The organism is Massilia sp. BSC265, from assembly GCF_000740675.1.
Lineage (GTDB): Bacteria > Pseudomonadota > Gammaproteobacteria > Burkholderiales > Burkholderiaceae_D > Telluria.
This window is the reverse complement of sequence record NZ_JPXI01000031.1, coordinates 73791-97827: the sequence shown is the minus strand read 5'-3', so window position 1 is coordinate 97827 and position 24037 is coordinate 73791. Positions and strand designations below refer to the sequence as shown.

Genomic DNA, 24037 nt, shown 5'->3' with positions numbered 1-24037 from the left:
AAAACGGCCGGGGTTCACCCGGCCGTTTCCATTCACACACGATACCGCAGCTTACGCCAGCTTGCCGTGGCACTGCTTGAACTTCTTCCCGCTGCCGCACGGGCACGGATCGTTGCGGCCGACCTTCATGCCCATGTAGGTGTTGTGGTCTTCCGCCGCCACCGCCGCCGAATCCGCGCGCACCGGGTTCGGGTTGAGCAGCTCTTCCGGCGCCGCCGACGGGTTGAAGTCGGCATGCTGGAAGTTGATGTTTTCCAGGTGCGCGACCTGGGCCGCCATCGCCGCTTCGGCTGCCTCGACTTCTTCGCGGGTCTGGATGCGGACCGTCATGATGGTGCGGATCACTTCGTTCTTGATCGCGTCCAGCATGCTGCTGAACAGCTCGAAGGCTTCGCGCTTGTATTCCTGCTTCGGGTTCTTCTGCGCATAGCCGCGCAGGTGGATGCCCTGGCGCAGGTGGTCCAGCGCCGCGAGGTGCTCGCGCCAGTGGGTGTCCAGGCTCTGCAGCATGACGTTGCGCTCGAAGCCGCCGAAGGATTCGCGGCCCACCACGGCGACCTTGCCCTCGTACGACTCCGCGGCCGCCTTCAGCACGTTCTCGAGGATGTCGTCGTCGTTCAGGTTGGGGTCGTCGGCCAGCATCTTCTGCAGCGGCACCGTCAAGCCCCACTCGGCGGCCAGGACCGACTCCAGCGATGGGATATCCCACTGCTCCTCGACCGATTCGGCCGGCACGTACTGGCGCACCAGGTCGGTAAACACGCCCACGCGCAGCGAGGCGATCAGCTCGGCCATGTCGACCGATTCGAGCAGCTCGTTACGCTGGGTGTAGATCACCTTGCGCTGGTCGTTGGCGACGTCGTCGTATTCCAGCAGCTGTTTGCGGATGTCGAAGTTCCTGGCCTCGACCTTGCGCTGGGCGGTCTCGATCGAGCGGGTCACGATGCCCGCCTCGATCGGCTCGCCTTCGGGCATCTTCAGGCGTTCCATGATCGCACGCACGCGGTCGCCGGCGAAGATGCGCAGCAGCGGATCGTCCAGGCACAGGTAGAAGCGCGAGGAACCCGGGTCGCCCTGGCGGCCCGAGCGGCCGCGCAGCTGGTTGTCGACCCGGCGCGATTCGTGGCGCTCGGTACCGATGATGTGCAGGCCGCCCACGCTCACCACGTGGTCGTGCAGCGACTGCCATTCGTCGCGCAGCTGCTTGGCCTGCGCGGCCTTGTCGGCGTCCGACAGTGCGTCGTTGGCCTCGATCAGCTGGATCTGCTTCTCGACGTTGCCGCCCAGGACGATGTCGGTACCGCGGCCCGCCATGTTGGTGGCGATGGTGATCATCTTCGGACGACCGGCCTGCGCGATGATTTCCGCTTCTCTAGCGTGCTGCTTGGCGTTGAGCACGTTGTGCGGCAGCTTGGCCTTGTTCAGGATGCCCGACAGGAGTTCCGAGTTCTCGATCGAGGTGGTACCCACGAGCACCGGCTGGCCGCGCTCGTAGCAGTCGCGGATGTCGCCCAGCATCGCGTTGTACTTCTCTTCGGCCGACTTGTAGACCTGGTCCTGGCGGTCCTTGCGCTGCGACGGCTTGTTCGGCGGGACGACCACGGTCTCGAGGCCGTAGATCTCCTGGAATTCGTAGGCTTCGGTGTCCGCCGTACCGGTCATGCCGGCCAGCTTGGTGTACATGCGGAAGTAGTTCTGGAAGGTGATCGAGGCCAGGGTCTGGTTCTCGTTCTGGATGCGCACGCCTTCCTTGGCTTCCACGGCCTGGTGCAGGCCGTCCGACCAGCGGCGGCCCGTCATCAGGCGGCCGGTGAATTCGTCGACGATCACCACTTCGTTGTTCTGCACCACGTAGTGCTGGTCCTTGTGGTACAGGACGTGGGCGCGCAGCGCCGCGTACAGGTGGTGGATCAGGGTAATGTTGGCGGCGTCGTACAGCGAGGCGCCTTCCGGCAGCAGGCCCCATTCGGTCAGGATGCTTTCTGCCTTCTCGTGGCCGGCTTCGGTCAGCAGCACGGTGTGCGCCTTCTCGTCCTTGGTGTAGTCGCCCGGGACTTCGATCTTGCCCTTGCCGTCCGGGGTCTCCTCGCCGACCTGCAGGGTCAGCAGCGGCGGCAGCGCGTTCAGGCGGTGGTACAGGTCGGTGTGGTTCTCGGCCTGGCCGGAAATAATCAACGGCGTCCGCGCTTCGTCGATCAGGATCGAGTCGACCTCGTCGACCACCGAGAAATTGAGGCTACGCTGCACGCGTTCGCGCACGTCGTAGACCATGTTGTCGCGCAGGTAGTCGAAGCCGAATTCGTTGTTGGTGCCGTAGGTGATGTCCGAAGCGTAGGCCTTCTGCTTGCTGTCGTGGTCGAGCTGCGACAGGTTCACGCCGGTGGTGAGGCCGAGCCAGCCGTACAGGCGGCCCATCGACTCGGCGTCGCGCTGTGCCAGGTAATCGTTGACGGTAATGACGTGCACGCCCTTGCCCGACAGGGCGTTCAGGTAGACCGGCAGGGTCGCCATCAGGGTCTTGCCCTCGCCGGTGCCCATTTCCGCGATCTTGCCCTGGTGCAGGACCATGCCGCCGATCAGCTGCACGTCGAAGTGGCGCATTTTCATGACGCGCTTCGCGGCTTCGCGGCAGACGGCGAAGGCTTCCGGCAGGATGTCGTCGAGCGTCTCGCCCTTGGCCAGGCGGTCCTTGAATTCCGGCGTCTTGGCCTGGAGTTCGGCGTCCGACAGCTTTTCCATCTGGGGCTCGAGCGCGTTGATCTGACGCACGGTCTTTTGGTATTGCTTGAGCAGACGCTGGTTACGGCTGCCGAAAATCTGGGTCAGGAATGACATTGCTGTGTTCTAGAAAATTACGCCGCAAAAAGAGCCAGGGGTGAGCCGTAGGGCGCCTCGGAAACCGTCGCGAGCGGCGGCAATGGTGGTCGAGAAGCGCAGCTGTACGTGAGTACAGCGAGCATCACAGACCGCCAGTGCAACGCGCAGCAGGTTTTCCGAGGCGACCGTTTTTACGACCCGCCGAAGACCGCCTATGGCAAAAAGCTACTGATTTTATCATGCGATCCGGCCACACTTGGGGTCATTGGGCAGGATAACAAGGCTGCTGGACAGCAGAATGTTATCAAATTGCATCGTACGCCACAGTTCCGCCACGGCTTGAGCGGCCTCGGCGCCCGGCAACTGCACATTGGATGCGCAGCGCATCCGCTTTGTGATATGGTGCGGGCATCGTCATTCCCCTCCCTTTGTTTACCTGATCCCGTGCATATCTACGGTACCAAGAACCGGCAGACCTCGATCGTCGCGACAGATTTCCTGCGCAAGAACGACCGCATGGCCAGCCTCCTGCCTGCCGCGATGCGCATGGCGCGCCTGCAGTCCGACTGCGCCGCCATCCTGCCCGTCATGGCCGGCAACACCGATGTGATCTCGTTCCACGACGGGGTGCTGGTGCTCGCTGTGCCGAGCTCGGCCGTGGCGGCACGGATGAAGCAGATGCTGCCCAAGCTGCAGTCCGCGCTGGCGCAGCGCGGCTGGGCGGTGGAATCGGTCAAGCTGAAAGTACAGGTGGGACGCGCGATGCCGGAGGACAAGCCGCAGATGCGCACGCTGGAGTTGCCGAAGACCGCGGTGCAGGCTTTCGAGGAACTGGCGGAGTCGCTGGAGGATACCAGCCAGAACAAGGATCTGGTGGCGGCCTTGCGCAGGCTCGCAGAGAAGCGGAAGTAAACAAGGACGTGCACGCGCGGACACCGGCGTGCGCCCGGGCACATCACATCTGCGCCCACTCCCGCGTCATCTGCCGCAGGTAAGACGGCGGCGCCTCGCTCAGCGAATCGAATTCGACCCACTCGTAGGCATCCGGCGTTGCCAGCAGCTTGCGCAGCAGTTCGTTGTTGAGCGCGTGGCCCGACTTGTGCGCCGTGTAGCTGGCCAGCAGCGGGTGGCCCACGATATAGAGGTCGCCGATCGCGTCGAGAATCTTGTGGCGCACGAACTCGTCCTCGTAGCGCAGTCCGTCCGCATTCAGGATGCGGTACTCGTCCATCACGATCGCGTTTTCCAGCGAGCCGCCGCGCGCCAGGCCCATGCCGCGCAGGGTTTCCACGTCCTGCATGAAGCCGAAGGTACGCGCGCGCGCCACGTCGTGTACATAGGACACGTCGCCGAAGTCCACCGAAGCGCGCTGCATGGTGCCGTCCACGGCAGGGTGGTTGAACTCGATGAAGAAGTCGAGCTTGAAGCCGTCGTAGGGCGACAGGCGCGCCCACTTCTCGTTGTTGCCGCTGCCCTGGCGGATCTCGACGTCCTTCAGCACGCGGATGAAGCGTTTCGGCGCATCCTGCTCTTCCAGGCCGGCCTGCTGCAGCAGGAACACGAAGGAAGCCGCCGAACCGTCCATGATCGGGATCTCTTCGGCCGTCACGTCCACGGTCAGGTTGTCGATGCCGAGGCCGGCACAGGCCGACATCAGGTGCTCGACGGTGGAAACGCGCGCGCCATCCCGGATCAGGACCGTGGCCATGCGGGTCTCGCCGACCACGTCGGCCGCGCTCGGGATGGCGACGATGGGATCGTAGTCGACGCGGCGGAAGGTGATGCCGGCGCCCGGCGGCGCCGGACGCAGGGTCAGTTCGACCTTGGTGCCCGAGTGGACGCCGACACCGGTGGTGCGGACGACCTGTTTGATGGTTCGTTGTTTCAGCATCCGGCGATTATAGCCCAGCGCCCCTGCCCTCGCTGAGGCCTGCCCGCTTCTACGGATGGTCCGACTCCACGTGGACTTTTTCGTGGCGAATCAGATACATACCGCTGCCGATGATGATCGCCGCCCCCACCACCGTCCAGCCGTCCGGCAGGGTTTGCCACAGCAGCCAGTCGAGGCCGACCGCCCAGGCCAGCGCGGTGTACTCGAAGGGCGCGACGCTCGAGGCATCCCCCTTGGCGAAGGCCTCGGTGATGGCGAGCTGGCCGATGAAGCCGCTCAGGGCCAGGCCCAGCAACAAAGGGATATCGCTCATGCGCATGCCGACCCAGCCCGGCGCCGCCAAGGCGCCGGCGCCGATCGACATCATGACCATCAGCCAGAACACCATGTGCTCGCTGCGGTCGGTCCGGGCGAGGATGCCGACCGTGATCGCCGAGATGGCATACATCGAGGCCGCACCCAGCACCGCCAGGCCGCCGATGGTAAGAAAACCGGCGCCGCTCGGGCGCAGCACCACCAGCACGCCGCACAGTCCAACGGCAATCGCGATCCAGCGGGCCAGGTTGACGCGCTCATTCAGGAACCAGACCGACAGCGCGGTGATGATCGCCGGCGCGATGAAGAAGATCGTGTAGGCCTCGGCCAGCGACAGCTTGCGGATGCCGAAGGCGAAGAAGCTCAGCATCGCGATGCCCAGCACCGCGCGCAGGAGATGCAGCGGCCAGCGGATGCGGAAGATGTCGCCGTAGCCGACCTTGATGCCGACATAGACGACGATCAGCGGCAGCGAGGTGAGCGAGCGCAGCGCGGCCACCTGGATGGCCGGGTAGGTCTGGGAGAGGACTTTCATCACCGTGTCCATCAGCGCGAACATGAACACGGCCAGCATCATCGCATAGATGCTGTAGAGGTTACCAGCGGGTCGTTTCAAAGGCTTTTTTCCATGAACAGGCTGAGCGGATCGGGCTGGTACTCGCCGAAAGGCCCGCAGCGTTTGAACCCGGCGCGTTCGTAGAGGCCGATCGCCTCTCGCTGGTGGATGCCGGTTTCCAGGCGCAAGACCTGCAGGCCGGACATGCGCGCGAACATCACCAGCTGGTCGAGCAGCTGGCGGCCAGTGCCGCGGCCGCGCCCTGCTGCGTCGACGAACATGCGTTTCACTTCGCCGTAGCTGCCACGGTTGATCAGCGCCGCGCAGCCGACCGCCCTACCCTCCACATTGCGCGCGACCAGGAACAGAACGTCGCCCGCGAGCAGCGAGGCGACGTCCATCAGGTGGTTCGATTCGGCCGGGTACAGCGCGGCGCAGTAGGCGTCGAGCTGCTCCAGCATGGCCCGTACTTCCGGCTGGTCGGGGGATTCGGTATTGATGATCATGGGATAAAAAACGGCGCCGCAGCGCCGTTTGCAGGGATCGGGAAAGATTAACCCAGTTGTTGCAGCATCTTTTCGGCGCTCGACACCTCGAAGCCGGCGGTCTCGACGTTCAGCTGCTTGACCACGCCGTCTTCGACCAGCATCGAATAGCGCTGCGAGCGGGTACCCATGCCGTACTTCGAGAAGTCGGCGTCCAGGCCCAGGGCCTTCGAGTAGGCGCCGTTACCGTCGGCCATCATGCGCACGATGCCGGTCGCTTTCTGGTCGCGGCCCCAGGCCCCCATGACGAAGGCGTCGTTGACCGAGATGCACCAGATTTCGTCGACGCCCTTGGCCTTCAGGGCTTCGGCGTTCTTGACGTAGCCCGGCACGTGCTGGGCCGAGCAGGTCGGGGTGAAGGCGCCCGGCAGGCCGAAGATGACGATCTTCCTGCCCCGCACCAGGTCGGCCACTTCGAAGGTATTGGGACCCAGCGAGCAGCCGGCGGTTTCGGTTTCGATGAATTCCGACAGGGTGCCTTCCGGCAGGCGGTCGCCGATCTGGATGGTCATGGGGTGTGCTCCTTCAATGTTTTGAGAATCCGGCAATTATCGCCGATGTCGACTGAGTCTGCTGAAAGGGCTTTCGTAGGGTGGGCGGGTCTCCCGCCCACGCGTTCAGCCAGTACGGGCGGAGTGGTTAATCTACCGTGAGTTGAACGCGTGGGCGGCGAAGCCGCCCACCCTACGAAAAAAAAGGGCCAGCTTGCGCTGGCCCCCATTCATTCATCCGACTTCGAATCAGTCAGCCTGCTTGCGCAGGAAGGCCGGAATGTCGTAGGTCTCGACACCGTTGCGCTGCATCGCCTGCACCTGCTCCGATGCCTGCTCGCGGCGCCACACGGCCGGCTGCTTCATGCCGCCCAGCGCGTCGCCCGCATGGCCCATGGTCAGGCCGCCGGCCACGGCCGTCGTACCGGCCATCACCGGCGCGTTGTAGGTGCCGGTCTTGAGCATCTGCTGCGGCTGCACCAGCTGCATCTTCTTGTTCTTGCCCAGGCCGGTCGCGACCACGGTCACGCGCAGCTCGTCGCCCATCGCGTCGTCGTAGGCGATGCCCTGTGCGATCGACGCGTCCGGCGCGGCGAAGGCGCGCACGGCGGCCATGACTTCCTTGATCTCCTTGCCTTTCAGGCCGCGGCTGGCGGTCACGTTGACCAGCACGCCCTTGGCGCCCGACAGGTCGATGCCATCCAGCAGCGGCGATGCCACGGCCTGCTCGGCAGCGATGCGCGCACGGTCCACGCCCGAAGCGGTCGCGGTGCCCATCATGGCCTTGCCCTGCTCGCTCATGATGGTCTTCACGTCGTTGAAGTCGACGTTGATGTGGCCCGGCACGTTGATGATTTCGGCGATACCGGCCACCGCGTTGTTCAGGACGTCGTCGGCGTGCTTCATCCAGTCGAGCATCGACTCGTCTTCGTAGATGTCTTCCAGCTTCTCGTTCAGGATGACGATCAGCGAGTCGACGTGCTTGCTCAGCTCTTCCAGGCCCGCTTCGGCAACCTGCATGCACTTGTCGCCTTCGTAGGAGAACGGCTTGGAGACCACGGCAACGGTCAGTGCGCCCATGGTCTTGGCGACTTCGGCGACGATCGGTGCGGCGCCGGTGCCGGTGCCGCCGCCCATGCCGGCAGCGATGAAGACCATGTGTGCGCCGCGCAGCGCATCCTCGATGCGCGAACGCGACTGCTCGGCGAGCTGGCGGCCCACTTCCGGACGCATGCCCGCGCCCAGGCCGGATTCGCCGATCTGGATGATGTTGTTGGCGCCCGAAACCGCAAGTGCCTGCGCATCCGTGTTTGCGGCGATGAACTCGACACCGGACACACCCTTGTTGATCATGTGCTGAACCGCGTTGCCGCCGGCGCCGCCGACGCCGACAACTTTGATAACGGTTCCCAGTGCTGCGTTATCGACCATATCGAACTCCATATCGAACTCCCAATATTCAAGATGCCGCTTCCGTCTCAAGGCTGGTGCCAGGCCCCTGGCAGAGCCCTGAAAAACCGGAAGTAGCGATTGTATTTAAAAAATCTTTACCCGTGAACGCTTTGTTGCTGACGTACTGAAAAATTTAACGCCTTGCCCGACTACTGATCTCTGCTCTCGCTTTAGAAGTTCCCCGCTATCCATTCCTTCATCCGCTGCCACACTGCTTTCACCGAACCATCCTGACGCGTGACGATGTGTCCGCGCAGGTACTGCTTCTTCGCCTCCAGCAGCAGGCCGAGCACCGTGGCGTAGCGAGGGCTGCGCACGACGTCGGCCAGCTGGCCGCGGTAATCCGGCGTGCCGAGGCGCGCCGGTTTGAGGAAGATGTCTTCGGCCATCTCGAGCATGCCCGGCATGATCGAGCTGCCGCCGGTGAGCACGATGCCCGACGAGAGCACGCCCTCGTAGCCCGACTCGCGCACCACCGTGTGCACCATCGCGAACAGTTCTTCGACGCGCGGCTCGATCACGGCCGCCAAGGCCTGGCGCGACAGGGCGCGCGGTCCGCGGTCGCCCAGCCCCGGCACCTCCAGGGTCTCGCCCGGGTCGGCCAGCACCTGTTTGGCGACGCCATAGCGGATCTTGATGTCCTCGGCTTCGCCGGTCGGCGTGCGCAGCGCCATCGCGATGTCGCTGGTGATCTGATCGCCGGCGATCGGCAGCACGGCTGTGTGGCGGATCGCGCCGTCGGAGAACACGGCGATGTCGGTGGTGCCGCCGCCGATGTCGATCAGGACCACGCCCAGCTCTTTCTCGTCGGCGGTCAGCACGGCGTCGGCCGATGCCATCGGCTGCAGGATCAGGTCGGAAACCTCGAGCCCGCAACGGCGCACGCACTTTACAATATTCTGGACCGCGGATACCGCACCGGTGACGATGTGCACGCGCACCTCGAGGCGGATGCCGCTCATGCCGATCGGCTCGCGCACGTCTTCCTGGTTGTCGACGATGAATTCCTGCGGTACCGTGTGCAGCAGCTGCTGGTCGGTCGGGATGTTGACCGCCTTGGCGGTCTCGATCACGCGCGCCACGTCGGTGGCCGTCACTTCCTTGTCCTTGATCGCAACCATGCCGCTCGAATTGAACGAACGGATATGGCTGCCGGCGATGCCAGCATAGACGTTGCGGATCTTGCAGTCGGCCATCAGCTCCGCTTCCTCGAGCGCGCGCTGGATCGACTCGACGGTGGCTTCGATGTTCACGACCACGCCCTTCTTCAATCCTTTCGACTCGTGCTGACCGAGGCCGATCACCTCGTGGCGTCCATCGGACATCACTTCGGCCACGACCGCCACCACCTTCGAGGTGCCGATGTCGAGGCCGACGATCAGGTTCTTCGCGTCTTTTGTCATTGCTGTTGCCTGCTTATGTTTGCTTGGTTGTCTTGTTGGATTGATTCGGTTTTTTCTTTGCCGGCTTGACCGGCTTGGTGGCGTCTTCCGGCACTGCCAGCGCTGCCGAGGACAGCGCGAGACCGTTCGGATAGCGCATGTCGATGGTGTCGATGCGCCCTTCCTGCAGCCGCGCGACCAGCTGCGGGTAGACGCCCACCAGCCGCTGCACGCGCTTTTTCAGCGTGTCCTTGTCCTGCTCCCGGCCGAGCGCCACGCTCATGCCATTATCCAGCTTCACGGTCCAGGCATACCGGTCGGACAGCGACAGCGCCATCGGCGCCAGCTGTACCGGCGCGAACCAGGAACGCAGCTCGGTGAAGCGGGCCAGCACTTCCTTCTCGCTGCCCTTCGGGCCGTTAAAGGCCGGCAGCTCGTGGTCGTCGTCCGCCTCGGCCAGGTTGGCGGTGAAGACGTCGCCCTTGACCGACAGCAGGCGGCCATCCTCGCCCCAGGTGCCGAGCGCCTCGTGCTCTTCCACCTCGACGATCAGCTGGTCCGGCCACTCGCGGCGCACCGTGGCGCGCCGCACCCAGGGCACCGCTTCGAAAGTGGCCCTCACCCCCTCCAGGTCCGTGGTGAAGAAGTTGCCACGAATTTTGCCGATCACGCCGTTGCGCACCGTGAGCTCGTTCACGTGGCGCAGCGGCAGCTGGTACATGCTTTCCACCGTCACCGCGCGCAGCGAAAACATGGGGCGCTGCGACAGCCACCACACGCCGGACCCGATACAGGCGAGCACCACCAGCGCCACCAGGCTGCTGGCGGTCGCGTTGAGGGCGCGGACGTCATGCCACATGCGGTTTTATTCCTTTGCCTTTGCCATCTTCAGGCGCGCCGACGCCAGGATTTCCAGGCACAGGTCTTCATAGCTGATCCCCACTGCGCGCGCGGCCATCGGCACCAGCGAGTGCGAGGTCATGCCCGGCGAGGTATTCACTTCCAGCAGGAAGGGACGCATGTCTTCCTTGCGCACCAGCACGTCGATCCGGCCCCAGCCCTCGCATCCGAGCGCGCGGTAGGCGTTCACGGCGTGACGCTGGATTTCCTCGGCAAGTAGCGGGTCCAGCTGGGCCGGGCAGTGGTATTTGGTGTCGTCGGTGAAGTATTTGTTCTGGTAGTCGTAGTTGCCTTCCGGCGCCACGATCTCGACGATCGGCAGGGCACGGGCGGTCTTGCCGGTGCCCAGCACGGCCACGGTGAATTCGCGGCCGGTGACGAATTCCTCGGCCAGCGCCACCGGGTCGAAGCCGAGGGCCAGGTCGACAGCGGCCTTCAGCTCACCGGCCTTGTTCACCTTGGTGATGCCGATGGTCGAGCCTTCGAGCGGCGGCTTGACGATCATCGGCAGGCCGAGCGCGACCAGGACTTCGTCGAGGTCGGTGGACGGATCGATCGTCATGTAGTCCGGCGTCGGGATCTCGTCCATCTTCCAGATCTTCTTGGTGGTGATCTTGTCCATGCCGACGGCGGACGCCATCACGCCGCTACCGGTGTAGGGGATGCCGAGCTGCTCGAGCGCGCCCTGCAGGCTGCCGTCTTCGCCGTAGCGGCCGTGCAGCGCGATGAACACGCGGTCGAACTTCTGTTCGGCCAGTTCGGCCAGGCTCTGGGTGCCCGGGTCGAAGGGATGGGCATCGACGCCACGCGATTTCAGGGCGTTCAGGACACCGGTACCCGACATGATCGACACGTCACGCTCGGCGGAGCGGCCGCCGAACAGCACGCCAACCTTGCCGAAGGATGCCGGATCAATGGTGGAGGTGGTTGCGTTCACGGTATTAAGCCTTTGCATTGGTCAGTTGGTGCGGGACGCCGCTGATCGAGCCGGCGCCCATGGTGAGAACGACGTCGCCGTCGCGCGCCACGCTCATGATGGCGGCGGGCATGTCGGCGATCGCCTCCACGAAAATCGGTTCCAGCTTGCCGCCGGTGCGCAGTGCGCGCGCCAGGGCGCGGCCGTCTGCGGCCACGATCGGGGCCTCGCCGGCGGCATAGACATCGGCCAGCAGCAGCACGTCCGGGGTCGCCAGCACTTTCACGAAGTCCTCGAACAGGTCGCGCGTGCGGCTGTAGCGGTGCGGCTGGAAGGCCAGCACCAGCCGGCGGCCCGGATAGGCGGCGCGCGCGGCGGCGAGGGTCACCTCGGTCTCGACCGGGTGGTGGCCGAAGTCGTCCACCAGGGTGAAGCTGCCGCCGCCAGGGATCGCCACCTCGCCGTAGCGGGTAAAGCGGCGGCCGACGCCGCTAAAATTCTGCAGGCCCAGGTTGGTGGAGGCGTCGTCGAGTCCGATCTCGCGCGCGATCGCGATCGCCGAGCAGGCGTTCAGCACGTTGTGCATGCCCGGCTGGTTCAGCACGAACTTCGCGTCCGGGTAGCCCTGCTGGCGCACCGTGAAGTGCATCTGCACGCCCTCGGCATAAGCGTCCAAAGCACGCACTTCGGCGTCCGGCGAGAAGCCGTAGGTCGTCACCGGCTTGGTCACCTGCGGCAGGATGGCGCGCACGTGCGGATCGTCGATGCACAGCATCGCGCGGCCGTAGAACGGCAGGCGGTGGGTGAAGTTCACGAAGGCGGCCTTCAGCTTCTCGAAGTCGTGCTCGTAGGTGTCCATGTGGTCGGCGTCGATGTTGGTGATCACCTCGATCATCGGCGTCAGGTTCAGGAAGGAGGCGTCCGACTCGTCGGCCTCGGCGACGATGTAGTCGCCCGAGCCCAGCTTGGCGTTGGCGCCGGCCGCGGTCAGGCGTCCGCCGATCACGAAGGTGGGGTCCAGGCCGCCCTGGGCCAGCACAGACGCCACCAGGCTGGTGGTGGTGGTCTTGCCATGGGTGCCGGCAATCGCGATGCCGCGCTTCAGGCGCATCAGTTCGCCGAGCATGATCGCGCGCGGCACCACCGGCACCTTGGCGGCGCGGGCGGCAACCACTTCCGGATTGGCTTCGTTGACGGCGGTCGAGGTCACGACCGCGTTGGCGCCGACGACATGCTCGGCCGAGTGGCCGGTGTAGACGCGGGCGCCCAGTTCCGCCAGGCGCTGGCTGGCGGCATTGCTTGCCAGGTCGGAACCCGACACGTTGTAACCCAGGTTGAGCAGCACCTCGGCGATGCCGCTCATGCCGCTGCCGCCGATACCGACGAAATGGATGTTCTTGATCTTGTGCTTCATGCGTCCGCCAGTTTCTCCAGTTCGCGCGCGATCGCCTCGTTGGCGTCGCGCTTGCCCACGCCGTAGGCTGACCTGGCCATCGCCAGGCAGTCTTCACGCGTCGTCGTTTGCAGCAGGCCAGCCAGCCGCTGCGGATTCAGTTCGCCCTGCGGCAGGTGAACGGCCGCCTTCTGTCCATGCATCCAGATCGCGTTGTCGCGCTGGTGGCTGGTGGTGCTCGCGACGAAAGGCACGAGCACGCTGGCCACGCCCGCCGCCGTCAGTTCCGACACCGTGATCGCGCCGGCGCGGCAGATCACCAGGTCTGCGTTCGCATACGCCGCCGCCATGTCGTCGATGAAGTCGACCACATTGGCTTGCACGCCGGCTGCCGCATAGGCGGCGCGCAGCGCGTCGATGTTCTTCTTGCCCGACTGGTGGGTCACGATCGGGCGCGTTGCCGGGTCGATTCTCTCCAGCGCGGCCGGCACGCTGTCGTTCAGCACCTTCGCGCCCAGGCTGCCGCCGACCACCAGCACGCGCAGCGGGCCGCTGCGGCCGGCGAAACGCGCTGCCGGCTGCGGCAGATCGAGGATCTGCTGGCGCACCGGATTGCCGGTGACAACCGCCTTGCCAAGCGCCGCGCCGAAATCGGCCGGGAAGCCGAACAGCACCCGGCTGGCGATCGGGGCCAGGGTCTTGTTCGATAGCAGGAGCGCCGCATCGGCATTCACCAACGCCAGCGGAATGTTGCGCGTCTTCGCCATCATCCCGCCCGGCACCGTGACGTAGCCGCCCATACCCAGCACGACATTGGGTTTGCGCTGGCCGAGGTAGCGGCGGCAGGCGGCGAAGGCGCCCAGCATTTTGAACGCGCCCTTGATGGTGTGGCCCAGGCCCTTGCCGCGCAGGCCGGCGAAGTCGATGCTGTCCATCGGGATGCCGGCCTTCGGCACCAGGTCGGTTTCCATGCCGTGGGCGGTGCCCAGCCACGAGACTTCCCAGCCGCGCGCGCGCATGGTGTGCGCGATCGCGATGCCGGGGAAGATGTGGCCGCCGGTGCCGGCCGCCATGATCATCAGGCGCTTGGTCATGTGCGGCCTCCACGCATGCGCACCCGGTTCTCGTAGTCGATCCGCAGGAGGATGGCGAGGCCGACGCAGTTGAACAGGACGCCTGAGCCACCAAAGCTCATCAGCGGCAGGGTCAGGCCCTTGGTCGGCAGCAGGCCAAGGTTGACGCCCATGTTGATGAAGGTCTGGGCGCCGATCCAGATGCCGATGCCCTTGGCGGCCAGGCCGGCGAAAATCTGGTCGAGGGCGATGGCCTGGCGGCCGATGTCGAAGGCGCGCTTGACGAGCCAGTAGAACATGGCGATCACGGTCAGCACGCCGACCAGGCCCAGCTCTTCGCCGATCACCGCCATGATGAAGTCGGTGTGCGCTTCCGGCAGGTAGAACAGCTTCTCGACGCTGCCGCCCAGGCCCACGCCGAAGAACTCGCCGCGGCCGAAAGCGATCAGCGAGTGTGTCAGCTGGTAGGCCTTGTCCAGCGCATGACCGTCCGCCCACGGGTCGAGGTAGGCGAACATGCGGGCGCGGCGGAACGGCGACAGCGCGATGATCGCGCTGAAGATCAGCACCAGCAGCGCGCCGATGCCGCCGAACCAGACGATGTTGATCCCTCCCAGGAACAGGATGCCCATGGCGATGCAGACGATCACGCCGAAGGCGCCGAGGTCCGGCTCCATCAGCAGCAGGCCGCCGACCAGGCCGATCGCCACCATCATCGGCAGGAAGCCCTTGGTCAGTTTGTGCATGTATTCCTGCTTGCGCACCGTGAAGTCGGCCGCGTACAGCACCACCGCGATCTTCATGATCTCGGACGGCTGCAGCAGCATGACCTTCAGCGGCAGCCAGCGGCGCGCGCCGTTGACGGAGTGGCCGATGCCCGGGATCAGCACGATCACCAGCAGCACCAGCGTTCCGATGAACATCATCGGCGCCCACTTCTGCCACACGGCCACCGGCACCTGGAACACGACGGCGGCGGCCGCCATCGAAACGATGATGTACATCGTCTGGCGGTACAGGAAATATTCGTTCTTGTCGTTCAGGTAGGCGAACTTGGGCGAGTCCGGCAGCGCGATCGAGGCCGAATACACCATCACCAGGCCGAACATCATGAGCAGCACGGTGACCCAGACCAGCGGCTGGTCGTAGTCCATCATCTTCGACGGACGGCTGCGCGCCGCGATGGTGGCGTCGCTGCTCGATCCGGAGAACTTGAAGGGAATCTGGAAGGCCATCAGATCTCCTGCCCTTTTTCCAGTGCGATGTCACGGACCGCGTCGACGAACACCTGCGCGCGGTGCGCGTAGTTGGTGAACATGTCGAGGCTGGCGCAGGCCGGCGACAGCAGCACGCTGTCGCCCGGACGCGCCAGGCCGGCGGCGCGGCGCACCGCTTCCGGCAGGCCCGGCAGGTCGAACACCGGCACGCCGGTCGGCTCGATCGCAGCCCTGACAGCCGGCGCATCGCGGCCGATCAGCAGCACGGCACGCACGTAGCGCGAGGCCGGCAAGGCCAGCGGCGCGAAGTCCTGGCCCTTGCCGTCGCCGCCGGCGATCAGCAGGATCTGCTGGTCTTCGCCCGCGAAAGCCTTGCCCAGGCCTTCCAGCGCGGCGACGGTGGCGCCCACATTGGTGCCCTTGCTGTCGTCGTAGTAGTCGACGCCGTCGATGCTGGCGACCAGCTCGACGCGGTGCGGCTCGCCGGCGTATTCGCGCAGGCCGTGCAGCAGCGGCGCCAGCGGCAGGCCGCAGGCGCGGCACAGGGCCAGCGCGGCCAGCGCGTTCGAGGCATTGTGCAGGCCGCGGATCTTGAGCGCGTCGGCCGGCATCAGGCGGTTCACGGCGACTTCCACGGGCGGCGCGATCTCGCCTTTTTTGAGTTTCCTGGGCGGCTCGTCGTCGAGCGCAACGGCATTGGCAAGCCACAGCACGCCGCGCTCGTTGACCAGGCCGAAGCTGTTCGGATCCGACGGTTCGTCCGTACCGAAGGTATGGGCCGGCGCGTCGGCGGCCGTCATGCGCATCACGATGGCGTCGTTCCGGTTCAGCACGCGCACCGTGTCGGAACCAAAAATGCGCGCCTTGTCGGCGGCGTAGGCATCCATGCTGCCATGCCAGTCGAGGTGGTCCTGGGTCAGGTTCAGCACGGTGGCCGCATCGGCCTGCAGGCTGAAGGTGGTATGCAGCTGGAAGCTCGACAGCTCGAGCACCCAGGCCTGCGGCAGGTCATCGTTGTCGAGCACTTCGCGCAGCACGTCGAGCGCGGCCGGGCTGATGTTGCCGGCCACGCGGGTCGACAGGCCGGCACGGCGGCACAGCAGGCCGGTCAGGCTCGTCACCGTGGTCTTGCCGTTGGTGCCGGTGATGGCGATGAGCTTCGGCGCATAGCCGCGCTCGGCACGCAGGTGCGCGAGCGCCTGCGCGAACAGTTCGATCTCGCCCCATACGGGGATGTTGCGCTCGCGTGCTGCGGGAGTGATGTGCGCGAGTTCCCGATCCGGCGCCAGGCCCGGGCTCACGGCCACGAAATCCATTCCTTCCAGCAGGGACCCACCGAACTCCCCGCCAACGAACTCACCATTCGGCAGCACCTGGCGCAGGGCGAACAGGCGCTGCGGCTCGGTGCGCGTGTCCGCCACGCGCACGCGTGCCCCGCAACGGGCCAGCCATTGCGCCATCGCCAGCCCGGATTCGCCCAGGCCCAGCACCAATGCGGATTTGCCTTCGTAGTTCATTCTTCAGCGCAGCTTCAACGTAGACAGGCCAACCAGGACCAGCATCATGGTCACGATCCAGAAGCGGACCACGACCTTGGTCTCCTTCCAGCCCTTTTGTTCGAAATGGTGGTGCAGCGGCGCCATCAGGAACACGCGGCGGCCGGCGCCGTAGCGCTTCTTGGTGTACTTGAACCAGCTGACCTGGATGATCACCGACAGGGTCTCGGCCACGAACACGCCGCCCATGATGAACAAGACGATCTCCTGGCGCACGATGACGGCGATGGTGCCCAGCGCGCCGCCCAGCGCCAGCGCGCCGACGTCGCCCATGAACATCTGTGCGGGGTGTGCGTTATACCAGAGGAAGGCCAGGCCAGCGCCCGCCATCGCGCCGCAGAAGATCAGGAGTTCGCCGGCGCCCGGAATGTAGGGGATGAACAGGTAGTTCGAATAGGTCACGCTGCCGGTCAGGTAGGCGAACAGGCCGAGGGCGCCGCCGACCATCACGGTCGGCATGATCGCCAGGCCGTCGAGGCCGTCGGTGAAGTTGACCGCATTCGAGGAACCCACGATGACGCAGTAGGTCAGCGCGATGAAGCCCCACACGCCGAGCGGGTAGCTGATCGACTTGAAGAAGGGGACGATCAGGTCGGCCTTGGGCGGCAGGGTCATCGAGAAGCCCGACTGCACCCAGGCGTAGAACAGCTGCAGCACTTCCCACGGATTGGCGGCCGAGACCGAGAACGCCAGGTACAGGGCCGAGGCGATGCCGATCAGCGACATCCAGAAGTATTTTTCGCCCGAGCGCATGCCTTCCGGGTCCTTGTAGACCACCTTGCGGTAGTCGTCGACCCAGCCGACGGCGCCGAAGCCCATGGTCACGACCAGCACCGGCCAGATCAGGCGGTTGGACAGGTCGCACCACAGCAGGGTCGAGATGCCGATCGCGATCAGGACCAGCACGCCGCCCATGGTCGGGGTGCCGTGCTTGGCCAGGTGGGTTTGCGGACCGTAGGTGCGCACGGCCTGGCCGACCTTCATGGCGGTCAGCTTGCGGATCACTGCCGGGCCGCAGATCAGGCCGATGGCGATCGCGGTGATGGTCGCGAAGACCGCGCGGAAGGTGATGTAGTTGAACACGCGCAGCGGACCGATGTAGTCCTGAAAATATTGGGCTAGCCAGAGAAGCATGTCAGTGGGCGTCCTTGTTGCCTGTAGTAGTTGATCCGGTCAGGTGCTGGACCACGCGCTCCATTTTCATGAAGCGCGAGCCCTTCACCAGCACAGTCGCCTCGGTATTGCCGCCCAGTGTTGAATCCAGTGCTGCCAATAATTCGTCGAACTGCTCGTAATGCCGTGCCCCCGACGCCACCATGTGACGGGCCAGTTCGCCAGTGGCGAGCACGTGTTCGATGCCACGCTCCTGCGCGTAGGCACCGACTTCTTCGTGAAACTCTTTGCCCTGCGTGCCGACTTCGCCCATGTCTCCCACCACGAGGATGCGGGGGACCGGATAGGCGGCCAGGACGTCGATCGCGGCGCGCATCGAGTCGGGATTTGCGTTGTAGGTGTCGTCGATGACGGTCGCGCCGTTCGCAGCCTGCTTGCGCTGCAGGCGGCCGCCGACCGGGGCGAAGCTTTCCAAGCCGCGCACGATGGCGTCGACCGGAATGCCCGCGGCCAGCGTGCTGGCGGCTGCAGCGAGCGCGTTGCGCACGTTGTGGTCGCCCGCGGCGGCCAGGTTCAGCGCAAACTGCTGGCCGCGTGCGTGGACTTGCAGCGCATTGCCGAAACCGGTCGAGGTGTAGGTCGCGCGCACGTCGCACGCGTCCGTCAGGCCGAAGGTCAGGACGGGGCACGGCGCCAGGCCGCGCCACAGCTCCGTATAGCTGTCGTCGCCCGGGAACACCGCGACGCCGTCGCTCGGCAGCGCCTGCAGCACCGAACCGTTCTCGCGCGCCACCGCTTCCACGGTGTGCATGAATTCCTGGTGCTCGCGCTGGGCGTTGTTCACCATGGCGACCGTCGGGGCCGAGATGGCAGCCAGGCGCGCGATCTCGCCCGGATGGTTCATGCCCATCTCGATCACGGCCGCGCGATGCTCCGCACCCAGGCGGAACAGCGTCAGCGGCACGCCGATCTCGTTGTTCAGGTTGCCCTGCGTGGCGAGACGCGCGTCCTCTCCGACGGCGGCCGCCAGGATGGACGCGATCATTTCCTTGACCGTGGTCTTGCCGTTCGAACCGGTGACGCCGATCACGGGAATCTCGAACTGCGTGCGCCAGAAATTGGCGATGCGGCCCAGCGCCACCAGTGTATCCGGCACCACGATGGCCGGCAGGGTCCAGCCTTCCGGCAGCGCGTGCACGACCACGGCTGCGACGCCGCGCCCGGCGACCTGGCCGAGGAAGCTGTGTGCGTCGAAGGTCTCGCCTCTGAGGGCGACGAACAGCGCGCCGGCGGGCGCCGTGCGGCTGTCGGTCGACACGCCCTGGAAGGCAAGGTCGCCACCCACCAGGCGTGCGCCCGGGATCGCGGCGACCAGTTGTGCAAGCGTACCGCGCATCAGTGGGTCCTCATCATGGTGAGCCGCGCGGTCAATGCCAGCGAAGCGTGGTCGGCATCGGAGAACGGAATCTTCTTGCCTTTGATTTCCTGGTAGGGCTCATGGCCCTTCCCTGCCAGCAGGATCACGTCCTGCTTGCCGGCGTTCTTCACGGCCAGCAGGATCGCGGTGGCGCGGTCCTCGACGGCCTGGTGGGTTGACGTCGGGTGGTTCGGGTCCATGCCGGCGACGATCTGGGCGATGATGCCCGCCGGTTCCTCGCTGCGCGGGTTGTCGCTGGTGACCAGCACGTGCTCGGCGATCTGGGCGATCGCGCCCATCTGCGGACGCTTGCCCGGGTCGCGGTCGCCGCCGCAGCCGAACACGCACCACAGCTGGCCGCCGCGCTCGCGGGCCACCTGGCGCAGGGCCTCAAGTGTCTTTTCCAGCGCGTCCGGGGTATGCGCGTAGTCGATCACGACCATCGGCGCATCCTGGCCGCCGATCTGCTGCATGCGGCCCGGGGCCGGCACCAGCGCCTCGACGGCATCCACCGAGATCTTCAGCGGTACGCCCTTGGCCAGCAGTGCGCCCAGCACCGCCAGCGCATTGCTGACGTTGAAGTGGCCGACCAGCCGGGTCTTCACAAGGGAAGTACCTGCCGGGGTGTCGACAGTGAATTCGGTGCCCGCGTGGCGGCTGCGCATGTTCGAGGCGCGCAGGATGCCGACGCCCTCGATGGCAGGCTGCTCGGCCTCGCTTCTGAGCGTGTAAGCGGTGACCGGCAAGCCTGCAAAGTGCTTGCGCAGGTGCGCCACCAGGCGCTGGCCGGCCGGGTCGTCGAGGTTGACAACGGCGTGCTTCAGGCCTTCCCACTCGAACAGCTTGATCTTGGCCGCCTCGTAAGCCTCCATCGTGCCGTGGAAGTCGAGGTGGTCGCGGGTCAGGTTGGTGAAGATGGCGACGTCGAAGTGCATGCCGGCGGCACGCTCCTGCACCAGGCCGATGGACGAGACCTCGATCGCCAGCGCGCCGACTTCCCGCGCACGCAGGTCGCCGAGGGTCTGGGCCAGCAGCACGGCGTCCGGGGTGGTGTAGCCGGTGGCGTCGAACTGCGGCTCCGCCCCTTTCTTCACGAGGCCGACACCCAGGGTGCCGATCACGGCGGCGGTCTCGCCGAGGCGTGCCAGCGCTTGCCCGGTCCACACCGCGCAGGACGTCTTGCCGTTGGTGCCGGTGACGCCGACGGTGAACATGCCGGCATCCGGATGCTGCAGCACGCCATGGGCGATCGGCCCCGCGTTCTTCTTCAGCCTGGCCACGCCGAGGTGCGCCACCTCATGTGCCGCGTCCCAGCAGTAACCGTCTTCTTCGTAGACGACGGCGGCCGCGCCTGCCGCGATGGCGGCGGCGATATAGCGGCGTCCGTCCGCGGCTTCGCCCGGATAGGCAAAGAACACGTCTCCCTTGGCCACGCTGCGGGAGTCGGAAACAAGTCGGCCGCCTGGGGCGGCGGCACGGATCCACTGGCAGATGTCGTTCAGGCTCATCGCCATCACAAGCTCTCCTCTACCGGTTCTTCCGGAATGATGATGTCGGTGATCGATGAGTCGGGCGGTATGTTCGCCGCCCGCAAGGCATTCGAGGCCAGGTCCGCGGCGGTCGGCGCCGCGACGCTGCCGCCTGTCCGGAGGGCGCCGCGCGGATTGTCGATCATGACCGCGATGACGAAGCGCGGCCTGGACATCGGCGCGATGCCGACGAAGTAGCCGATGTTGTCGGTCTTCGAGTAGCGGCCGTTGACGATCTTCTCGGCGGTGCCGGTCTTGCCGCCCACGCGGTAGCCGGCCACCTGGGCCTTCGATGCGGTGCCTTCCGGACCGACGACCGATTCCAGCATGGTGCGCACCTGGGCCGCGGTCCTGGGCGAGATCACCTGCTGGCCGACCGGCTCTTCGGTCACCTTCAGGAAGGAGAGCGGAATGATGTCGCCGTCGCGAGCGAACACCATGTAGGAACGCGCCAGCTGCAGCAGCGAGACCGACAGGCCGTGGCCGAAGGACATGTTGGCGTATTCGATCGGCTTCCAGGATTTCCATGGACGCACGCGGCCGGCGACGGCGCCCGGGAAGCCGAAGCGCGGCGCCTGGCCGTAGCCGAGCTTGGTGTACAGCTCCCACATGTCCTTCGGTTCGAGCATCTGGGCGATCTTGACGGTGCCGACGTTCGAGGACTTCTGGATGATGCCGCTCACCGTCAGGGCGTCCTTCGGGTGCATGTCGCGGATCGGGCGGCCGCCCACGACGATGCGCCCGCCCGAGGTGTCGAACACCGTGTCGGGCGTGATCTTCTTCTTTTCCAGGCCGAGCGCGACCGTGATCGGCTTGAGGGTCGAACCCGGCTCGAAGGTGTCGGTAATGACGCGGTTGCGCAGCTGGGCGCCGGTCAGGCCCGAACGGTCGTTCGGGTTGTAGGTCGGGTAGTTGGCCATGGCCAGTACTTCGCCCGTGTGCACGTCGAGCACCACGGCGCCGCCGGCCTGGGCGTTGAACTTCTCGACCGCGTTCTTCACGCTGGTGAAGGCGATGTACTGCAGCTTGCTGTCGACCGACAGGGTCAGGTCCTTGCCGTGGTGCGGCTCGCGGAACATGCCCAGGTCTTCGGCGATGTGGCCGAGACGGTCGCGGATGACGCGGCGGCTGCCCGGCACGCCCATCAGCGCCTTCTGGTGGAACAGCTCCATGCCTTCCTGGCCCTTGTCCTCGACGTTGGTGAAGCCCACCATGTGGGTCATCACCTCGCCCTGCGGGTAGTAGCGCTTGTATTCCTTGCGGGTGTCGATGCCGTCGATCTTGAGCGCCTCGATCCTCTCGACCTTGTCCATCTCGACCTGGCGCTTGAGGTAGACGTAGCTGCGCTTCGGGTCGAGCTTGGCGCGCACCTCGGACAGCGGCATCTCGAGCAGGCGCGCCAACTCGGCCAGCTTGTCGTCTGGCGCATTCAGCACTTCCTTCGGGAAGGCGGCCACCGCCTTCACCGGCAGCGAGGAGGCCAGCACCTGGCCGTTGCGGTCCATGATCTTGCCGCGCGCGGCCGGCAGTTCGACCAGGCGCTCGTAGCGGCTCTTGCCCTTCTGTTGCAGGAACTGGGTGGACACGCCCTGCAGCCAGAGGGCGCGCACGGCCAGCGCCGCAAAGGCGGCGAACAGGACGAACAGCACCAGGCGCGAGCGCCAGTTGGGCACGTTCACGGCCAGGACCGGGCTCTTCGAGAAAGCCACGCCCTTGGATGCGGCCACCCGCGCCGTAGTGCGACGTTCGGCGCGGCTCATTTCGCCCCTTCCGTCAGGTACTGGGTACGGGCCGGGGTGAGCGGCGACATGTTCAGACTGGTGCGGGCGATCTGCTCGATGCGCTCGTTCTTGCCGAGCGTGGACTGGTCGAGCTGCAGCTGGGCCCAGTCGATCTCGAGCTGGCGCGCGTGCTGGTTGAGGCGCTCGAGTTCGATCAGGAGGTGACGCGACTGGTAGCGCGCGTTCACCACCGACAGCGCGCAGCCGACCACGGCCACCGTCAGGACGATGTTCAGCTTGACGCTCATGCCGCCCCTCCAGAGGCAGGCAAGCGCTCCGCCACGCGCAGCACCGCCGAGCGGGCGCGCGGGTTGGCCTCGACTTCGGGACCGGACGGCTTGGTCTTGGTGATCAACTTCATCAAGGGCTGCGGCAGGTCGGCGGCGCGGATCGGCAGCCGGCGGTCCGGCTGCTCCACTTTGGCCTTGGACGCAAGGAACTGCTTGACCATGCGATCTTCCAGCGAGTGGAAGCTGATCACGGACATGCGCGCCCCCGGCGCCAGCATCGCGTAGGCGGCGCTCAGACCTGCTTCAAGGTCTTCAAGCTCTTTATTGATGAAAATCCGGACAGCCTGAAAGGTCCGGGTTGCCGGATCTTTGCCCTTTTCGCGAGTCTTGACCGCGTCTGCCACGATTGCGGCAAGCTCTCGTGTGGTCGAAATTGGCTGGATTGCGCGGCGAGCAATAATCGCCTTTGCAATCTGGAAAGCAAACCGTTCTTCTCCATAATCCCGTATAACCTTTTCCAGTTGTTGTTCCGTCGCGGTGGCCAGCCATTCGGCCGCCGACATGCCGCGCGTGGTATCCATGCGCATGTCGAGCGGGCCGTCCTGGCGGAAACTGAATCCGCGGGAGGCGTCGTCCACTTGGGGCGACGAAATACCAAGGTCCAGCAAGATGCCGTCCACCTGGCTGATGCCGCGCGCGTCAAGCGCATCGAGCATCGTGGCAAAACTGTCATGCACGATCGTGAAACGTGGGTCCTGCACCTGCTCCGCGGTGGCGATCGCCTGCGGATCCTTGTCGAAAGCGACCAGGCGGCCCTGCGGGCCCAGTCGCGACAGGATCAGGCGGCTGTGGCCACCACGGCCGAACGTGCCATCTATATAAGTACCGTTGATGCGCTCGCCCTCGAGCTTGAGCCCATCCACTGCTTCATCCAGCAGCACTGTGCGATGCTGAAAAGCTGCAGGCACCGTGTTTATTTCCGTCATCGGCGCCTCAGAAGGAGAAATTGGAAAGGACATCGGGCATGCCGCCGGCAACAGCTTCGGCTTCGCTTTCGGCAAGCTTGGCGGCATCCCAGATTTCGAAGTGGGTGCCCATGCCCAACATCATGACTTCTTTCTCCAAACCCACGGCAGCGCGCAGTTCGGGCGAAATCAGCACCCGGCCTGCACTGTCCAACTCGACATCGCACGCGTTACCAAGGAAAATGCGCTGCCACGCTCTGGCGGACATCGGCCAGGCGGCGATCTGCTCGCGATGCTGCTCCCACACCGGGCGTGGGAAAAACAGCAGGCAGCCGTGCGGATGCTTCGTCAGCGTCATCCGGCCCTCGCACTGGACCGCAAGGGCGTCACGATGCTTTGCCGGAATCGACATCCTTCCTTTGGCATCGAGATTGATCGCTGACGCGCCCTGGAACACGTATTTACCTAGCTTGGAGAGTTATCAATTTAGAATTATTT

The 24037-nt window shown here is 65.5% G+C and carries 21 protein-coding genes; 1 reads left to right on the top strand and 20 read right to left on the bottom strand.

Annotated elements, in window-relative coordinates:
• Positions 1-51: 51 nt before the first annotated feature.
• Positions 52-2835 (bottom strand): preprotein translocase subunit SecA, encoded by a 2784-nt coding sequence (gene secA / locus MA09_RS11165; protein ID WP_036248238.1) that lies wholly within the window; start codon positions 2833-2835, stop codon positions 52-54.
• Between the two features lie 108 nt (positions 2836-2943).
• On the opposite strand from secA, the gene MA09_RS11160 reads away from it, so the two are divergent.
• Positions 2944-3729, top strand: coding sequence for a DciA family protein (locus MA09_RS11160; protein WP_307183709.1), 786 nt, complete (start codon positions 2944-2946; stop codon positions 3727-3729).
• A 43-nt stretch (positions 3730-3772) separates the two neighbouring features.
• Here MA09_RS11160 and lpxC read toward each other — a convergent pair whose 3' ends face one another.
• The 19 genes from lpxC to mraZ all read right to left on the bottom strand — a co-directional run bounded on the left by lpxC (position 3773) and on the right by mraZ (position 23996).
• On the bottom strand, positions 3773-4708 hold the full coding sequence (lpxC, locus tag MA09_RS11155; RefSeq protein ID WP_036248233.1) for a UDP-3-O-acyl-N-acetylglucosamine deacetylase: 936 nt from the start codon (positions 4706-4708) through the stop codon (positions 3773-3775).
• 49 nt (positions 4709-4757) lie between these two features.
• On the bottom strand, positions 4758-5600 hold the full coding sequence (locus MA09_RS11150; protein WP_036248231.1) for a DMT family transporter: 843 nt from the start codon (positions 5598-5600) through the stop codon (positions 4758-4760).
• Positions 5601-5635: 35 nt separating this feature from the next.
• Positions 5636-6085, bottom strand: coding sequence for a GNAT family N-acetyltransferase (locus MA09_RS11145; RefSeq protein ID WP_036248228.1), 450 nt, complete (start codon positions 6083-6085; stop codon positions 5636-5638).
• Positions 6086-6132: 47 nt separating this feature from the next.
• Complete coding sequence (locus MA09_RS11140) at positions 6133-6636, bottom strand: peroxiredoxin (RefSeq protein ID WP_036248226.1); 504 nt, start codon at positions 6634-6636, stop codon at positions 6133-6135.
• A 228-nt stretch (positions 6637-6864) separates the two neighbouring features.
• Positions 6865-8058, bottom strand: coding sequence for a cell division protein FtsZ (ftsZ, locus tag MA09_RS11135; protein ID WP_036248224.1), 1194 nt, complete (start codon positions 8056-8058; stop codon positions 6865-6867).
• 179 nt (positions 8059-8237) lie between these two features.
• Positions 8238-9470 (bottom strand): cell division protein FtsA, encoded by a 1233-nt coding sequence (ftsA, locus tag MA09_RS11130; RefSeq protein WP_036248222.1) that lies wholly within the window; start codon positions 9468-9470, stop codon positions 8238-8240.
• Between the two features lie 13 nt (positions 9471-9483).
• Positions 9484-10308 (bottom strand): cell division protein FtsQ/DivIB, encoded by an 825-nt coding sequence (locus MA09_RS11125; RefSeq protein WP_036248219.1) that lies wholly within the window; start codon positions 10306-10308, stop codon positions 9484-9486.
• Positions 10309-10314: 6 nt separating this feature from the next.
• Positions 10315-11304: a D-alanine--D-alanine ligase gene (locus MA09_RS11120; protein ID WP_036248216.1), complete on the bottom strand. Its 990-nt coding sequence runs from the start codon at positions 11302-11304 to the stop codon at positions 10315-10317.
• Entirely contained in the window at positions 11291-12679 is a 1389-nt protein-coding gene (gene murC / locus MA09_RS11115; protein WP_036248213.1) for a UDP-N-acetylmuramate--L-alanine ligase, read from the bottom strand. Before murC ends, MA09_RS11120 begins: the two co-directional genes overlap by 14 nt.
• Positions 12676-13752, bottom strand: coding sequence for an undecaprenyldiphospho-muramoylpentapeptide beta-N-acetylglucosaminyltransferase (gene murG / locus MA09_RS11110; protein ID WP_229440666.1), 1077 nt, complete (start codon positions 13750-13752; stop codon positions 12676-12678). Before murG ends, murC begins: the two co-directional genes overlap by 4 nt.
• Entirely contained in the window at positions 13749-14966 is a 1218-nt protein-coding gene (gene ftsW, locus MA09_RS11105) for a putative lipid II flippase FtsW (protein ID WP_036248211.1), read from the bottom strand. The genes murG and ftsW overlap by 4 nt, the downstream gene beginning before the upstream one ends.
• The gene (murD, locus tag MA09_RS11100; protein WP_036248209.1) at positions 14966-16465 is read right to left on the bottom strand and encodes a UDP-N-acetylmuramoyl-L-alanine--D-glutamate ligase; all 1500 of its coding nucleotides are present in this window, start codon (positions 16463-16465) and stop codon (positions 14966-14968) included. The genes ftsW and murD overlap by 1 nt, the downstream gene beginning before the upstream one ends.
• Before the next feature lie 3 nt (positions 16466-16468).
• Positions 16469-17638: a phospho-N-acetylmuramoyl-pentapeptide-transferase gene (gene mraY / locus MA09_RS11095; protein ID WP_036248207.1), complete on the bottom strand. Its 1170-nt coding sequence runs from the start codon at positions 17636-17638 to the stop codon at positions 16469-16471.
• Between the two features lies 1 nt (position 17639).
• Positions 17640-19013 (bottom strand): UDP-N-acetylmuramoyl-tripeptide--D-alanyl-D-alanine ligase, encoded by a 1374-nt coding sequence (gene murF / locus MA09_RS11090; RefSeq protein WP_036248204.1) that lies wholly within the window; start codon positions 19011-19013, stop codon positions 17640-17642.
• The gene (locus MA09_RS11085; protein WP_036248201.1) at positions 19013-20548 is read right to left on the bottom strand and encodes a UDP-N-acetylmuramoyl-L-alanyl-D-glutamate--2,6-diaminopimelate ligase; all 1536 of its coding nucleotides are present in this window, start codon (positions 20546-20548) and stop codon (positions 19013-19015) included. Before MA09_RS11085 ends, murF begins: the two co-directional genes overlap by 1 nt.
• Positions 20548-22323, bottom strand: coding sequence for a penicillin-binding protein 2 (locus MA09_RS11080; protein WP_036248197.1), 1776 nt, complete (start codon positions 22321-22323; stop codon positions 20548-20550). The genes MA09_RS11085 and MA09_RS11080 overlap by 1 nt, the downstream gene beginning before the upstream one ends.
• Complete coding sequence (ftsL, locus tag MA09_RS11075) at positions 22320-22592, bottom strand: cell division protein FtsL (RefSeq protein WP_036248195.1); 273 nt, start codon at positions 22590-22592, stop codon at positions 22320-22322. The genes MA09_RS11080 and ftsL overlap by 4 nt, the downstream gene beginning before the upstream one ends.
• Positions 22589-23581, bottom strand: coding sequence for a 16S rRNA (cytosine(1402)-N(4))-methyltransferase RsmH (rsmH, locus tag MA09_RS11070; protein ID WP_373887844.1), 993 nt, complete (start codon positions 23579-23581; stop codon positions 22589-22591). Before rsmH ends, ftsL begins: the two co-directional genes overlap by 4 nt.
• Positions 23568-23996, bottom strand: coding sequence for a division/cell wall cluster transcriptional repressor MraZ (gene mraZ, locus MA09_RS11065; protein ID WP_027867878.1), 429 nt, complete (start codon positions 23994-23996; stop codon positions 23568-23570). The genes rsmH and mraZ overlap by 14 nt, the downstream gene beginning before the upstream one ends.
• Positions 23997-24037: the final 41 nt, after the last annotated feature.